At 64.0% G+C, this 14,334-nt stretch carries 19 protein-coding genes; 8 read left to right on the top strand and 11 right to left on the bottom strand.

The genetic code is table 11. The annotated features are described in order from the left end of the window. Nucleotides 1-119: 119 nt before the first annotated feature. The 7 genes from hisH to trkA form a co-directional block, all read right to left on the bottom strand. On the bottom strand, nt 120-764 hold the full coding sequence (gene hisH, locus VFJ08_RS10605; protein WP_324997178.1) for an imidazole glycerol phosphate synthase subunit HisH: 645 nt from the start codon (nt 762-764) through the stop codon (nt 120-122). Between the two features lie 21 nt (nt 765-785). Further along, entirely contained in the window at nt 786-1,379 is a 594-nt protein-coding gene (gene hisB, locus VFJ08_RS10610) for an imidazoleglycerol-phosphate dehydratase HisB (RefSeq protein ID WP_324997179.1), read from the bottom strand. Between the two features lie 105 nt (nt 1,380-1,484). Next, nucleotides 1,485-1,922 carry a D-aminoacyl-tRNA deacylase gene (gene dtd, locus VFJ08_RS10615; RefSeq protein ID WP_324997180.1) on the bottom strand — a complete coding sequence of 146 codons (438 nt, stop codon included), beginning with the start codon at nt 1,920-1,922 and terminating at the stop codon, nt 1,485-1,487. Continuing rightward, nucleotides 1,919-2,872: a homoserine kinase gene (locus VFJ08_RS10620; protein ID WP_324997181.1), complete on the bottom strand. Its 954-nt coding sequence runs from the start codon at nt 2,870-2,872 to the stop codon at nt 1,919-1,921. The genes dtd and VFJ08_RS10620 overlap by 4 nt, the downstream gene beginning before the upstream one ends. A gap of 10 nt (nt 2,873-2,882) precedes the next feature. Further along, a complete protein-coding gene (locus tag VFJ08_RS10625; RefSeq protein WP_349256990.1) occupies nt 2,883-3,203 on the bottom strand; it encodes a tetratricopeptide repeat protein in 321 nt (106 codons plus the stop codon). A 33-nt stretch (nt 3,204-3,236) separates the two neighbouring features. After that, nucleotides 3,237-4,718 carry a TrkH family potassium uptake protein gene (locus VFJ08_RS10630; protein WP_324997183.1) on the bottom strand — a complete coding sequence of 494 codons (1,482 nt, stop codon included), beginning with the start codon at nt 4,716-4,718 and terminating at the stop codon, nt 3,237-3,239. Nucleotides 4,719-4,724: 6 nt separating this feature from the next. Then, on the bottom strand, nt 4,725-6,104 hold the full coding sequence (trkA, locus tag VFJ08_RS10635; protein ID WP_324997184.1) for a Trk system potassium transporter TrkA: 1,380 nt from the start codon (nt 6,102-6,104) through the stop codon (nt 4,725-4,727). A gap of 111 nt (nt 6,105-6,215) precedes the next feature. Between trkA and hisI the strand changes: the two genes are divergently transcribed. The 6 genes from hisI (at nt 6,216) to VFJ08_RS10665 (ending at nt 9,287) form a co-directional block, all read left to right on the top strand. Continuing rightward, complete coding sequence (gene hisI, locus VFJ08_RS10640) at nt 6,216-6,623, top strand: phosphoribosyl-AMP cyclohydrolase (RefSeq protein ID WP_324997185.1); 408 nt, start codon at nt 6,216-6,218, stop codon at nt 6,621-6,623. Continuing rightward, the gene (locus VFJ08_RS10645; RefSeq protein WP_324997186.1) at nt 6,616-6,972 is read left to right on the top strand and encodes a phosphoribosyl-ATP diphosphatase; all 357 of its coding nucleotides are present in this window, start codon (nt 6,616-6,618) and stop codon (nt 6,970-6,972) included. The genes hisI and VFJ08_RS10645 overlap by 8 nt, the downstream gene beginning before the upstream one ends. A 15-nt stretch (nt 6,973-6,987) precedes the next feature. Further along, a complete protein-coding gene (gene tatA / locus VFJ08_RS10650) occupies nt 6,988-7,263 on the top strand; it encodes a twin-arginine translocase TatA/TatE family subunit (RefSeq protein ID WP_324997187.1) in 276 nt (91 codons plus the stop codon). 15 nt (nt 7,264-7,278) lie between these two features. Next, entirely contained in the window at nt 7,279-7,707 is a 429-nt protein-coding gene (gene tatB / locus VFJ08_RS10655; protein WP_324997188.1) for a Sec-independent protein translocase protein TatB, read from the top strand. Between the two features lie 50 nt (nt 7,708-7,757). Further along, complete coding sequence (gene tatC, locus VFJ08_RS10660) at nt 7,758-8,489, top strand: twin-arginine translocase subunit TatC (protein ID WP_414707050.1); 732 nt, start codon at nt 7,758-7,760, stop codon at nt 8,487-8,489. Nucleotides 8,490-8,588: 99 nt separating this feature from the next. Beyond that, entirely contained in the window at nt 8,589-9,287 is a 699-nt protein-coding gene (locus VFJ08_RS10665; protein WP_324997190.1) for a hypothetical protein, read from the top strand. 290 nt (nt 9,288-9,577) lie between these two features. Here VFJ08_RS10665 and VFJ08_RS10670 read toward each other — a convergent pair whose 3' ends face one another. The 3 genes from VFJ08_RS10670 to VFJ08_RS10680 all read right to left on the bottom strand — a co-directional run bounded on the left by VFJ08_RS10670 (nt 9,578) and on the right by VFJ08_RS10680 (nt 12,416). Then, complete coding sequence (locus VFJ08_RS10670; protein WP_324997191.1) at nt 9,578-10,690, bottom strand: alkene reductase; 1,113 nt, start codon at nt 10,688-10,690, stop codon at nt 9,578-9,580. Between the two features lie 68 nt (nt 10,691-10,758). Beyond that, nucleotides 10,759-11,214: a plastocyanin/azurin family copper-binding protein gene (locus tag VFJ08_RS10675; RefSeq protein WP_324997192.1), complete on the bottom strand. Its 456-nt coding sequence runs from the start codon at nt 11,212-11,214 to the stop codon at nt 10,759-10,761. A 77-nt stretch (nt 11,215-11,291) separates the two neighbouring features. Next, a complete protein-coding gene (locus VFJ08_RS10680) occupies nt 11,292-12,416 on the bottom strand; it encodes a zinc-dependent alcohol dehydrogenase family protein (protein ID WP_324997193.1) in 1,125 nt (374 codons plus the stop codon). Between VFJ08_RS10680 and VFJ08_RS10685 the strand changes: the two genes are divergently transcribed. Together VFJ08_RS10685 and VFJ08_RS10690 are read left to right on the top strand one after the other, a co-directional pair. Further along, nucleotides 12,415-12,576 (top strand): hypothetical protein, encoded by a 162-nt coding sequence (locus VFJ08_RS10685; protein WP_324997194.1) that lies wholly within the window; start codon nt 12,415-12,417, stop codon nt 12,574-12,576. The two genes, VFJ08_RS10680 and VFJ08_RS10685, sit on opposite strands and share 2 nt — an antisense overlap. Before the next feature lie 20 nt (nt 12,577-12,596). Continuing rightward, nucleotides 12,597-13,169 (top strand): phosphoribosyltransferase family protein, encoded by a 573-nt coding sequence (locus VFJ08_RS10690; protein ID WP_324997195.1) that lies wholly within the window; start codon nt 12,597-12,599, stop codon nt 13,167-13,169. A 77-nt stretch (nt 13,170-13,246) separates the two neighbouring features. Here the strand turns inward: VFJ08_RS10690 and VFJ08_RS10695 are convergent, their stop codons facing one another. Continuing rightward, entirely contained in the window at nt 13,247-13,918 is a 672-nt protein-coding gene (locus tag VFJ08_RS10695; protein WP_324997196.1) for a dienelactone hydrolase family protein, read from the bottom strand. Nucleotides 13,919-14,334 lie beyond the last annotated feature (416 nt).

Consider the following 14,334-nt stretch of genomic DNA (forward strand, 5'->3'; position numbering starts at 1 on the left):
CGCAGGCGTACGCATTGACCGTTCTTGATGTCGATGGCAGGGATGAGTAGCACGCCGTTTTCTCCTCGCTCTAGATTTACGGCCGATGACTATGGAAGAGGCCACGACGACGCGCGCCGTCAGGCGCCGCCGTTCCACTCCAGGAAATTGGCGAGCAGCTGCAGCCCGGCGGACTGGCTTTTCTCGGGATGGAACTGGACCGCGAAGACATTCTCGCGCAGCACCATCGAGGCAAAGCGCGCGCCGTAGTCGGTGGTGCCGGCGATATGCCCGGGATCGTCGGGCACGACATAATAACTGTGCACGAAGTAGAACCAGGAATCGGACGCGATATTCTTCCACAGCGGATGGTGGCGCTCCTGACGTACCTGGTTCCACCCCATATGCGGGATCTTGCGTCGCGAGCCGTCGGCCCCGGTCTCGGGATCGGCGAATTTCACGGTATCGCCGGGAAAGGCGCCGAGGCATTCCACGCCGCCCGATTCCTCCGAATGCGCCATCAGCGCCTCGATGCCGAGACACACGCCCATCAGCGGCTTGACGCCGAGCACGCTATGCAGCATGTCGTCGAGTTCGAGCCGTTGGAGTTCGTCCATGCAGTGCCCAATCGCGCCCACGCCGGGCAGGACCAGCCGGTCCATGCGCGCGAGCGCGTCCGGGTCGAAGCTGACCTCGATCTGCTCGTCCGAGGCGACGTAGCGCAACGCCTTGGTAATCGAGTGCAGATTGCCCATGCCGTAGTCGATGATGCCGACGGTTGCCATAAAAAACGGAGAGGTTCGAGCTTACAGGCTGCCCTTGGTCGAGGGCAGGGCGTCGGGAGCGCGTTCGTCACGGGCCACGGCGGCGCGCAGCGCCCGGCCGAAGGCCTTGAACAGCGTTTCCGCGATGTGATGCGCGTTGTCGCCGGCCAGGGTATCCATATGCAGCGTCAGTGCGGCGCCGCTGGCCACACCGCCAAAGAACTCGCGCACCAGTTCGGTGTCGAAGGCGCCGATTTTCTCGGCGGTGAAGTGCACGCGAAAATGCAGGCCGGGGCGGCCGGAAAAATCCAGCACCACCCGCGACAGCGCTTCGTCGAGCGGCACATAGGCATGGCCGTAGCGCATGATGCCTTTCTTGTCCCCGATCGCCGTCTTCAGGGCGGCACCCAGACAGATGCCGACATCCTCGACCGTATGATGATCGTCGATATGCAGATCGCCCTTGGCGCGCACGTCGAGATCGACCAGCCCGTGCCGGGCCAGTTGGTGCAGCATGTGCTCGAAAAAGCCGACGCCGGTATCAGCGGTGAAATCGCCCGCGCCGTCCAGATTCACACTGAGCTGGATAGCGGTCTCGGCGGTGCAGCGTTCGATCGTGGCGCGACGCGCTGTCATGGTCTCGCAGTATGCTCGAATCCCTGGGGACGGACGATCATACGCCGTTGATCGCGCCGATGCGAGAGCAAAGAACCCGGGCTTGTCACAGGCCCTTGATGGTATCTAGGCGTTCAGCCAGAAAGTGACCGGACCGTCATTGACCAGTGCGACCTGCATGTCGGCGCCGAAGCGGCCGGCCTCGACCAGCGCATGACGCTCGGCAAGCGTAGCGACCAAGAGATCGAACAACGGCGCGGCGCGCTCCGGGTCGCAGGCGGTGGAAAAACCCGGTCGGTTGCCGCGCCGGGTGTCCGCGGCCAGCGTGAACTGCGGTACCGCCAGCACCGCCTTGTTCGCCGTGATCGCGCCGAGATTCATGCGGTTCGACGCGTCGGCGAAGATGCGATAAGCCAGCACGCGCTCGGCCAGACGCCGCGCGCGCGCTTCGGTGTCGTCGGGTTCGGCGGCGACCAGTGCGAGCACGCCGGGCCCAATGGCGGCGATACACTGGTCTTCCACCGTGACCGAGGCCCGGCTGACCCGCTGAATCAGCGCGATCATGCGGGAACGAGTGCCGGCGCGGCCTCGCGATGGGCGAGCAGCAAGCGCTTGAACGGCGCCGGGTCCTTGATATGCACGACTTCGCCGCTCATCGGAAAATACGCATCGATCAGGCGCGAGGCCCAGAAACGAAGGGCGGCCGCACGCAACATGGCCGGCCAGGCCGCGATTTCGGCATCGGTCGGCGCGCGCCGGCGCGTATAGGCGTGCATGAACGCCTGCCAGAACGCCGGCCGATAGCGTTCGTCGTCGCCGAAGGCCCAGTCGTTGCAGATAATCGCCAGATCGAACAGCAGATAATCGTGGCAGGCGTAGTAGAAATCGATCAGCCCGGAAACCCGTGCATGGTCGAACAGCACGTTGTCGCGAAACAGATCGGCGTGCACGACCGCGGCCGGCAGTTCGGCGTAGAGCGTGCCGATTGCCTCCTGCTGAAAAGCGATTTCCTCGGCCAGCAGGGCATGTTCCGCGGTGTCCATCAGGCCGTTCAGCCGCCGCGCGGCCGCCGCGACCCAGTCGAGGTTGCGCGCGTTCTTCTGTACCGGCGTGAAGCCGGACACCGCGCGGTGCATCTCCGCCACCACCCCGCCGAGCGAGCGGCAATGGTCCGGCCCCGGCGCCGTCTCGCTGGCACCGCTCAGCCGATAGACCAGCGCCGCCGGGCGCCCGCGCACGCGGCTGAGAAAACCGCCGTCATCGCGCGCGACCGGATGCGCGCAGGGCACGCCGTGGCCGGCCAGATGATCCATGAGTTGCATGAAGAAGGGCAACTCGGATTCGTCGACCTGCTCGAACAGGGTCAGCACCCAGCGTCCGAGGCTGGTGTCGACGAAATAGTTGGTGTTGGTCACGCCGGCGGAGATGCCGGCGAAGTCCTCGAGTTCGCCGACCGCGTAATGCGCCAGCAGCGCGCACAGGTCGTCGGCTTCGACACGGGTATAAACGGACACTAAAAACGGCCTACTTGGCGGCGCGCCGGGCGCGCTTGAGAAATACCTGCATCTCCTTGGCGGCCTGGTTGTCGCCGCGTCTGCCGGCGACCTCGATGCCGCGGGTCAGGGTATCGATCGCGGCATCGATCTCGCCGGCCTCCAACAGAACCCGGCCGTAAAGCTTCCATGCCGCCGAATATTCGCCGTCCTGCTCGACGGCCGCGGCCAGATGGGTGATCGCGGCCGCGTGATCGCCGTTTTTATGCAGCAGTTCGCCGAGCGTAAAGCGCGCCAGCGGCGTGTCCTGCCCGGCGTCGATCATGGCTTGGAGTCGGTCCTGCATTGTCATACCGCGATTGTACCCAAACGCCGGGGCCTGGCGTCAGCGCCGCCAGAAAGCCGGCGTGAGAATCACCAGCAGGGTGAAGACCTCGAGCCGGCCGAGCAGCATGGCCAGACACAGCACCCATTTGGCCAGACTCGGAATGCCCGCCATGTTCGTGGCCACGCTGCCCAGCCCCGGGCCGACGTTGTTGATGGTGGCGGCCACGGCCGAGAACGAGGTCAGCTCGTTCATCCCGGTCGCAAGCAGAATCAGGAACATCACGGCGAACACGGTGACGTAAACCGAGAAGAAGCCCCAGACCGCCTGCACCACGCGATCCGGAATGACCTTGCCGCCCATCTTGATCGGAATCTCGGCGTTGGGGTGCACCAGCCGGGTGATCTCGCGCGTGCCCTGCCTGGCCAGCAGCATGAAGCGCACGACCTTCATCCCGCCGGTGGTCGCGCCGGCGCAGCCGCCGATGAAGCTGCCGAGCAGCAGGAACATGGGAATGAAGCTCGGCCAGACCCAGTAGTCACCGAGGGTGAAGCCGGTCGTGGTGCCGATCGAGACCACCTGGAACACCGCCCGCACGGCGGCATCGGGCAAGTCCACGTAGGTGCCGGCCGCCAGCAGCACGACCGTGGTCAGCGCGCCGGCGCCCAGCACCATGATCAAGAAAACGCGCGTTTCCGGGTCGCGCCAGTAGTTCAAGGGATTGGCGCTACGCCAGACGGTGAAGTGCATGCCGAAACTGATCGCCCCGATCAACATGCTCACGATCGCGACCAATTCGACCTTGGTGCTTTGGTAATAACCCAGCGAAAGATCGTGGTTCGCGAAACCGCCGGTGGCGATCGCGGAAAACGCGTTGCTGACGGCATCGAACGGCGAATTGCCGGCCAGCCAGAACAACGCCGCCGATACGATCGTGAGCGACACGTAGAGATACCATAGCGCCTTGGCGGTCTCGCGGATGCGCGGCGTGAGCTTGGAGTCCTTGATCGGCCCCGGGGTTTCGGCGCGATAGAGCTGCATGCCGCCCACGCCCAGCATCGGCAGCACGGCGACCGCCAACACGATGATGCCCAGGCCGCCCATCCAGTGCAGCAGCACGCGCCAGAACAGAATGGCGTGGGGCAGGATGTCCAGGCCGGTGAGCACGGTTGCGCCGGTGGTCGTGAGCCCGGAAACCGACTCGAACGCCGCGTCGGTGAAGCTCATGTTGGGCTGGGTCGCCAGCCACAGCGGGATCGCGCCGAACAGGCTCAGCACCATCCAGAACAGCACCACGACCAGAAAACCGTCGCGAATCTTGAGTTCGCGCTCGACGCGTCGGGTCGGCCACCAGGCGGCCAGCCCGGTGGCCAGGGTAATCGCGAAGCCGATCGCGAAGGCCTCGATCTCGCCGTCGCCGTAGATCAGCGCCACGCCGATCGGCGCCAGCATGGACACCGAAAAGATCATCAGCAGCAGCCCGACCACGCGCTGCACGATTGCGTAGTAGTAGTTGAGCCGGCCCTGGAAAAGAGAACGCATGGTCGATCAGACGTAGGACACGCCGACCTGGAACAATTGCTCGACCTCGGCGGTGTATTGCTTGTCGATGATGAAAATCATCACGTGGTCGCCGGATTCGATCACCGTATCGTGGTGGGCGATCAGCACGTCGTCGCCGCGCGCGATCGCGCCGATGGAGGCGCCCGGCGGCAGCTTGATTTCGTCGATGCGCCGGCCGACCACGCGCGAGTTGGAGCGCTCGCCGTGGGCGATCGCCTCGATCGCCTCGGCCGCGCCGCGGCGCAGCGTGTGGGCGCGCACCACATCGCCGCGGCGGACATGCGCGAGCAGGGCGGAGATGGTCGATTGCTTGGGCGAGATGGCGATATCGATCTGGGTGCCGGATGTTTCGACCAGATCCACATAAGCCAGCCGATTGATCAGCGACATCGCCTTGCGCGCGCCGAGCCGTTTTGCGAGCATCGCCGCCAGGATGTTGGCCTCGTCGTCGTCGGTGACCGAGCAGAACACATCGACCGATTCGATGTTTTCCTCGCGCAGCAGGGCCTCGTTGGCGGCGTCGCCGTTGAGTACGATCGCCCGGTTGACGCGCTCGGACAGCCAGCGCGCGCGCTGCGGATTGTGTTCGATGATCTTGACTTGGCACTGATTTTCCAGCGCCAGCGCCAGTCGCATGCCGATATTGCCGCCGCCAGCAAGCATCACGCGCTTGACCGGGCGATCGATCTTGCGCAGCTCGCCGATCACCTGCTTGATATCGCGCCGGGCGGCGACGAAAAACACCTCGTCGTCGGCCTCGACAATGGTGTCGCCTTTTGGAATCAATGGCTTGCCACGGCGATAGATGGCCACCACGCGGGTATCCACGTTGGGGATATGCTGACGTAGGGCGCTGAGTTCGTTGCCGACCAGCGGGCCGCCGTAATACGCCTTCACGCCGACCACCTGAACGCGGCCCTCGGCGAAATCGACCACCTGTAGCGCGCCGGGGTACTGGATCAGCCGCTTGATATAGTCGGTGACGAGTTGCTCCGGGCTGATCGACATATCGATCGGGATCGCGTCCTGATGGAACAGCCGTTCCTCGACCAGGTATTCCGCGGAACGAATACGCGCGATCTTAGTCGGGGTATGAAAGAGGGTGTAGGCAATCTGGCAGGCGACCATGTTGATCTCATCGACCGCGGTCACGGCAATGATCATGTCCGCGTCGTTGGCCCCCGCATCGCGCAGTACCGCGGGGTGCGCGGCATAGCCGTGCACGGCACGGATGTCGAGCCGGTCCTGCAATGGGCGCAGCAGCGATTCGTTGGTGTCGACGACGGTCACGTCGTTCGATTCGTGGGCCAGATTTTCGGCGAGTGTGGCGCCGACCTCGCCCGCCCCCAAAATAATAATCTTCATGCGCGGCAACAGTAGATTGCGCCCGCGGGCGTTGCAACAGCGCGCGGCTGGGTTGTTCGCGATACGGACGGTAGGATACGGCGCACCGCGTCACATAAGGGAATTCGAGCGATGGGTTCGAGCGAGACAAACGATTGGCTGGCGGCCGTCGACTGGGACGAGCGCGGCTTGGCGCCGGTGATCACGCAATCCGTGGATACGCAGCGCGTGCTGACCCTGGCCTGGATGAACCGCGAGGCGCTGGCCGCCAGCGTGGAATCCGGTTATGCGACGTATTGGTCGCGCTCGCGGCGCGCGCTCTGGCGCAAAGGCGAGACCTCCGGCAATCTGCAGCGTATCGTCGAGATCGCGCTGGACTGCGACAATGACGCGTTGCTGTTGCGGGTCGAGCAAATCGGCGGCGTCGCGTGTCATACCGGCCGTGAATCCTGTTTCTTCCAAATCCTGGACGGCGATACCTGGGTCACCCGCGATCCCGTGCTCAAGGATCCACAGCGAATGTATGGTCTGCATGAATAACGATGCTACGCCCGCAACCGATGTTTTCACGGCGCTGGACGCCGCCTTGGCCGAACGTCGTACAGCGAATCCCACCCGTAGCTACACCGCATCGTTGTATGATGGCGGTGTGGCCGCGATCTGCGACAAAATCGACGAGGAAGCGGCCGAGGTGATCGAGGCCGCGCGCGGCGACGACGATTCTCATGTCGTGCACGAAGTCGCCGATCTGTGGTTTCACTGCATGGTTCTGCTCCAGTCCCGAGGGCTGGATTCCTCGACGGTAAAAAACGAACTGGCCCGGCGCTTCGGCGTTTCAGGGCACGAGGAGAAAGCCGCCCGTGATATACAGGGCGGAGATAACGGCTAACACCAAGAGGTTATTATGCTATCCGGTATCAGTATCTGGCAGCTGCTCATTCTTCTGGCCATTGTGCTGCTCGTCTTCGGCTCGAAGCGGCTGCGCAATCTCGGGCCGGATCTCGGCTCCGCGCTCAAGGGCTTTCGCTCGGCGATGAAGGACGGCGACGAGCAGCACGAGTCCGAGGACAAGGATCCCAAGGTGGTCGACCACGCCAACCGCGAGGACGCGTCGAGCCACGGCCAACAGCACAGCCACGACAAGGCCGCGAAGAAAGACTCCGCCGACCGTCGCGATTAGGGCGGGCCACACGTTATGTTCGACATCGGTTTCTGGGAGCTGGCGGTTCTCGGCGTGATCGGGCTGATCGTGCTCGGGCCCGAGCGTCTGCCGGTGGTCGCCCGTACGCTCGGGCGCTGGACGGCCCGGGCTCGGCATTACGTCAGCGAGTTGACCAGCGAGCTCGAAAAAGAGGTGGCCGCGGAGGATCTGCGTAACGATGTCCGGCGTGCGCGGGAGCAGATCGAGTCCGAAACGCGTGAATTTCGCACCAGCACCGAACAGGCGGTCAGCCCGCTGATGGAACCGATCGAAGGAAAGACCGAGCGGCGCACGGACGCGAGCACGGAAGACGATAACGCCGCGCAGCCCGCCGTCGACGAATCCGAGCCGGCCGATGCCGACGCGCCGATCGACAGCAAATCCGGCGCCGCGAGCAGTAAACACGACGAGAATCGCCCGTGAGCGACGAGATTAACGACGATAGCAACAACGAGGGCAGCGAACAGCCCTTGATGGCGCATCTGCTGGAGCTGCGCACGCGGGTCATCCGCATCGTGATCGGCATCGTCATCGTGTTCTTGCCGTGCTTTTATTTTTCCGGCGCGCTCTTCACTTATCTGTCCGGGCCGTTGCTGGTGCACATGCCGGACCACAACAGCCTGATCGCCACCGGCGTGACGGCCCCGTTCATGGTGCCGATGAAGCTGTCGCTGATGGTGGCGTTCGCGATCTCGCTGCCGTGGACGCTGTACCAGATATGGATGTTCATCGCGCCGGGGTTGTACATGGCCGAACGGCGGCTGGTGACGCCGCTGCTGGTGTCCAGCACGCTGCTGTTCTATTTCGGCATGCTGTTCGCCTACTACATCATCTTCCCGATCGTGTTCGGGTTCTTCGTTTCGGTCGCCCCGGACGGCGTCGCGGTGATGACCGATATCTCGAACTATCTCGACTTCGTGTTGAAGATGTTCATGGCTTTCGGCCTCGCCTTCGAATTGCCGGTCGCCATATTCCTTATCGTCTGGGCCGGTTTCGTCACGCCGAAACAACTCGGCGGTTATCGACCGTATGTGCTGGTCGGGGCGTTCGCCGTGGGCATGCTGCTCACGCCGCCGGATGTTATTTCGCAGACGTTGCTGGCGGTGCCGATCTATCTGCTCTACGAAGTCGGGCTATTCACCGCGCGCATGTTCGCGCCGGGCGCGCGCGAGCGAGAGCGCGAACAAGACGCCTCGGAGTCGTAGCGCAAGCCCGTCATACGACATTCAGGGCGCGATATTCAGGACAAATTAAGAACGTCGCTGTAGCGTCGGAGTGTATTTTCCAATAAACGAGACACGACGATGTTGAAAAAAACCGCGATTGCAGTGAGTTTGGCGATGGTGGCCGGCACCGGCATGGCGGCGGGCAACGGCATGGGCATGGCTGGCGACATGAGCGGCGCAGCCGTCGGCACGACCGGCGGTTCGCTGGCGGCCCGGTTCCATACTCTTGATACGAACAACGACGGCGTATTGAGCCCGAGCGAGGCCCAGGCCGATCCGACGGTGGCCAAGCTCTACAGCGCGATGGATAACACGGCTTCGATCCGGAGCGATCCCTACGCCAATAAAGACGAATATGGTATCGGCGGTATTACGCTGGCGCAGTTTATGGCTGGCATGCGGGCCGCCAGCGGCGGCACGGCCGGCCCCGCGGTTTCCGGCGGCGAAACCTATACGGTGATGAAAGACGGCAGCAGGCGCATAATCTCGAACTCGGCCGGTCAAGCCGGCGGCGCTATGAACCGTATGCAGCCGATGGGCAGCGGGCAATCGATGATGGGCAATGGCGCATCGCGCATGAACCAGGGTATGCAAAACGGAATGTCCAACATGCAAAACGGCATGCGAAATCAGACTTCCTCGATGCACAGCAATATGCAGTACCAGGGCGAGCGCATGCGCAACAACATGCAGAACCCGGGCGGCACGATGCCCGGCAACGGCATGTCCGGCCAGCGCATGAACAATTCGAACGGCATGAGCGACAACGGCTGGTAACAAGCCGTGCTCCGCGCCCGCCGGGCGGCGTGAGACGAATCGCGAATCGGCGGGCGTGTAGCGCTCGTCTTGCCCATGTTATGTAGATAAAAAGCCGGCGGACTTGTCGCCCGCCGGCGTATGGTAATACCAGCCGTTATAATGATGTAACGATAGCCGATAAGAAAAAGAGTAAGTCCGCAAATAAACGCCAAGGTACGCAAAATAAAGAAAATTAGTTTTATTTGCGTTTGTTCGCGTCCATTTGCGGGCTGTTTTCGTCTTCCTTTTGTATCCTTGACAGCCCGTGGCTAGGCGCTTTCTTCCTCGAGCGTCGGATAATCGGTATAACCGCGCTCGTCGCCGCCGTAGAAGGTGGACGGGTCCGGTTCGTTGATGTGTGCATCCTTGGCGATGCGCGTCACCAGATCCGGATTGGCGATGTAGGGCCGGCCAAAGGCCGCGCCGTCGCCATTGCCGTTCTCGATCAACTCCTCGGTGCGCTCGGCGGTGTAGTGGCCGCAAAAGATCAGGGCGCCGCCGGCGAATCGTTGGCGCATGGCCGCGCGAAATTCGTCGGTGAGCTTGATGTCGCCGCCGGCCCAATCGGGCTCGTTGACGTGCAGATAAGCCAGACGACGGGCTTCGAGTTGTTCGGCCAGATAGAAGGCCATGGTCTTGGGCTCGTCGTCGGTCAGGCCGAAGATTTCGATGAACGGCGAGATTCGGATGCCGACGCGGTCGGCGCCCATCACCTCGATCACGGCGTCCACGGCTTCCAGGGTCAGGCGGGCGCGGTTCTCGATCGAGCCGCCGTAGGCGTCGGTGCGCCGGTTCGAGCCGGTGGCCATGAACTGCTGCAGCAGATAGGCGTTGGCCGCATGGATCTCGACCATATCGAAGCCGGCGCGCTTCGCGCGAACGGCCGCTTGGCGGTATTCGTCGACGACGTCGGGTATTTCCTTGGTTTCCAGCGCGCGCGGGGTGGCGGTCGGGTGGTTGCCCGAACTGCCGTCCTCGAATTCGACATAGCACTCCGCGCCCTCGGCCTTCAGCGCGCTGGGCGCGACCGGCTTGCGGCCGTCCGGGTGCACCATTTCGTGGCTGATGCGGCCCACATGCCAAAGCTGGAGGCATATACGCCCGCCGGCATCGTGCACGGCGTCGACCACCTTCGACCAGCCGGCTTCCTGGGCGTCGGTGAAGATGCCCGGGGTATAGACATAGCCGCGGGCGGACTCCGAGATATTGGTGGCCTCGGAGATGATCATGCCGGCGTCGGCGCGCTGGGCATAGTAGGTCTGTTGCATTTCGCCCGGCACGAGATCGGGGCAGCGGGCGCGCGTGAGCGGCGCCATGATCACCCGGTTGGGCAGATCCAACGCGCCGACGCGGATTGGTGAAAGCAGCTTGTCGTAAGCCATGACCGTCCTTTGATGAACACTGATCTCAATGACGTGACGGCGCTCGGTGCAAAATCAACGGGGGACGATCAATTCGTGGGCGAGACCGTCAGCGTGCCCTTCATCCCCGCCCGGAAATGTCCCGGGAAAGTGCAGATGTATTCATAGTCGCCGGGTTTGCTCGGCGCGGTGAACGTGACCGAATCGCTGTGGCCGCCGCCGACCATGTCGGTATGCGCGATGATGCGATCGCTCATCGATTTCGGCATATAGTCGTTGTTCGCCGCGCTCTGGGCGGCGTTGTCGAAGGCGCCGGCATCGGTCCCCGATTTCAACAACACCCAGTTATGCGACATCGCCGAAGCCGGCAGATGCGATTTGTTGACCAGCTTGACGGTGATCTTCTGACCCGGTGCCACGGTGATGTGATCCTTTGAAAACCGCAGATCGTTGCGCCCCACGATCGTGATGCTCTTGGGTGGTGCGGCGATCGCGGCCGTGGCCACGAGCGACAACAGACTTATCGCGATCAGACGACGAAACATCGGGAACTCCTTGGGCCGGCGTTTCGGCCGGTCGATTACGTTATCGGTTCGGACCTTGCTGCGCGGGCAACGTTCCATCAGAATCGGATCACCTGGCGGATCGCCTCGCCGGCGGCCAGCCGTTCGAAGCCGGTGTTGATCTCGTCCAGCGCCAGCCGGTGGGTGAGCAGGCGATCGACCGGCAGACGTCCGGCCTGATAGAGCGCGATGTAGTCGGGAATGTCCAGCTTCGGCACATGGCCGCCGAGATACGAGCCGAGCAGCCGTCGTTCCTGCGCCACCAGCGTCAGCGAGGGCAGGGACATGCGCGCATCCGGATGCTGCAAGCCAGCGGTGACGGTGGTGGCGCCGCGGCCGGTGGCATCGAAGGCGAATTCGAGCGCCTTGGCGACCCCGGCGAACTCGGCGGCGATATCCACGCCGCCGCCGGTCAGGTCGCGAATCTGCTCCAGCGCGCGGTCCTCGCTCGGGTCGACCGTGGCGGTGGCGCCCAGCGCGCGCGCGGTTTCGAGCTTGTCGGGCGCGATATCCGCCGCGATCACCTGCGAGGCGCCGCCCGCGATCGCGCCGAGCACGGCCGACAGGCCAACGCCGCCCAATCCGACCACGAGCACGCTCTGGCCGAGCCGGAGCCGCGCGGTTTGCAGCACCGCGCCGACGCCGGTCAGCACGGCGCAGCCGAACACGGCGGCAATATCGAAATCGAGCGACTTGTCGATCTTGACCAGCGATTCGGTGGCCACGACCGCGTATTCGGCGAAGCCGGACACGCCGAGATGGTGGTGCACGTCTTGTCCGTTGTGCGACAGCCGGCGCCCGCCGGCCAGCATGACGCCGGCGTTGTTGGCCTGGGCGCCCGGGGTACACAGCGCGGCGCGCCCGTCGGCGCAGTACTCGCAATGGCCGCAGCTCGGCACGAAGGTACAGACCACATGATCGCCGACTGTGAAATCGGTCACGCCGTCGCCGGTCTCCACGATCTCGCCGGCCGCTTCATGGCCCAGCACCATGGGTGTGGGCCGCGGCCGGTTGCCGTCGATGCAGGACAGATCGGAATGACACAGTCCGGCCGCGTGCATCTTCACCAGAACCTCGCCGCGGGTCGGCCCGGCCAGTTCGACCGTCTCGATCGCCAGCGGCTTCGATTCGGAATAGGGGCGCGCGGCGCTCATCTCGTGCAGTACGGCGGCGCGGGTCTGCATGATCAACCTCATGGCTTGCGTCGACGGCGGCGGGCAGCGGACAAAAGCGGCCGCCGGCGCGGCGTCGTATGAAACGTCAACTGCCCCTAGATTACACGAGCCGGTGGGATCGAATTTAGATTTGTCGGCCGGCCTGTTGCACAATGCGGCGCTGATCTGAATCCGGGTCCACCCGAGCCGATGCAAGCAACACAGCGCACCTATTCCGTCGAAATTGCCGGACTCAAGCGCGAGCTGCCGCTATTCCGGGTCGCCTCCAACGTGCGCATCGCCGTGCTCAACGTGCTGGGCGACACGGCGCTGGTGCAGGCGGCGGCCACGAGTCTGGCCAATCGGCTGGCGGAACTCGATTACAGCGTCCTGGTGACCGCGGAGGCGAAGTCGATCCCGCTGATCCATGCGCTTTCGGTGGCCACGGCGCGTCCGTACGCGGTGCTGCGCAAGAGCTATAAACCGTATATGGGCGATGCGTTGTCGGCGACCACGCACTCGATCACCACCGGCGAGGAGCAGACCTTGTACCTGGACGCCAAGGATCGCGATCTGGTGGCCGGCGCACGCATCGTGCTGGTCGACGACGTCATCAGCTCGGGCTCCACGCTGCAAGCCATGCGCAAGATCATGGGCCGCGCCGGCGCGATCATCGCCGGCGAGGCCGCGATCATGACCGAGGGCGAGCGCGGCGACTGGTCCGACGTTATCGCACTGGGCCATCTGCCGGTATTCGGCGACGAGGCCGCGGCCGCCGACTGACGGTTTCTCAAGCGCGACGCGACGGCGGTATAGGAAAACAGGACGGCCCGGCCGCCCTGCCGATGGTCGGCGACCGGTCAGCCTTTCAGATGGCGTTCAAAGAACGCCATGCTGCGCTGCCAGGCGAGCTTGCTGGCCTCGGGATCGTAATAGTCCCATTCTTCGTTGCCGAAGGCGTGCTGCGCTTCATAGCGGTAGCACTCGTGCTCGACGTTGCCTTGTTCGAGCTTTTTCTCGAACGCATTGGCCTGCTCGATCGGGAAGAACGTGTCCTGGGTCGCGAAATGACACTGTAGCGGCACGTCGATCGCGCCCGGGTCGCCCGCCTCGTCCGGCGGCACGCCGTACCAGGAGATGGCGACATCGGTTTCCGGCACGTGCATGGCCGCCAATACGGCGAGCACGCCGCCCATGCAAAAGCCGATCACGCCGACCGAAGCGCTGTCGGCCTTTAGATACTGGATCGCGCCGCGCACGTCCTGGGTGGCCGCGTCGGAAAAATCCAGATCGCTCATCTTGTGTTCGGCTTCGGCCTCGTCGAGTGCTTTTTCGCCGCGGTACAGGTCGGGAATCAGCACGCGGTAGCCGGCGTCGGTCCATTGCTTGCCGATGCGTTTGATCTGGTCGTTGAGACCCCACCATTCCTGTATCACCACGATGCCGGGCGCGCCCGTCCGGCCTTCGGGTTCGGCATAAAAGCCGGGCGCCTTGGCGCCGTCGGGGCGGGTGAACTCGATCTGTTTACCCATGAGTGATCCTTGTTGTCGTACGGTGCGGATATCCTAACCCGGGGTCCGCCTTATACAACACGGCCGGAAATAGTGGATTATCGCAGTGCGCGCTGCCGCGCTCGGATTGCCGGCCGGACGGTATGCACCGTAGCCGGCGCAATCCGGCAAGTCAGTGATACGACGGCCGGCGGGGTGCCGGTAAACGATCTGCCGGCGAGTTGTTGTTGAGGTCCAAAAGCCGGTTTGCCCGCTTGTCTTTCAGTCGCCGTGCTTGAAGCGCCGCAGTTGGCGGCGCTGCTTCTTGTCCGGCCGGGTGGTGGGCCGTGGCGTGGACAGGCGCGCCGCCCGGCGCTCGGCGGCGCGTTCGGCCCGGCGTTGCCGGCTGGCCTCGGTTTCGGTATACAGCATCTGGGCCTGCTCGGCCGGGCCACGCT

The organism is Salinisphaera sp. (assembly GCF_035690525.1).
In the GTDB taxonomy this organism is placed as follows: Bacteria; Pseudomonadota; Gammaproteobacteria; order Nevskiales; family Salinisphaeraceae; genus Salinisphaera.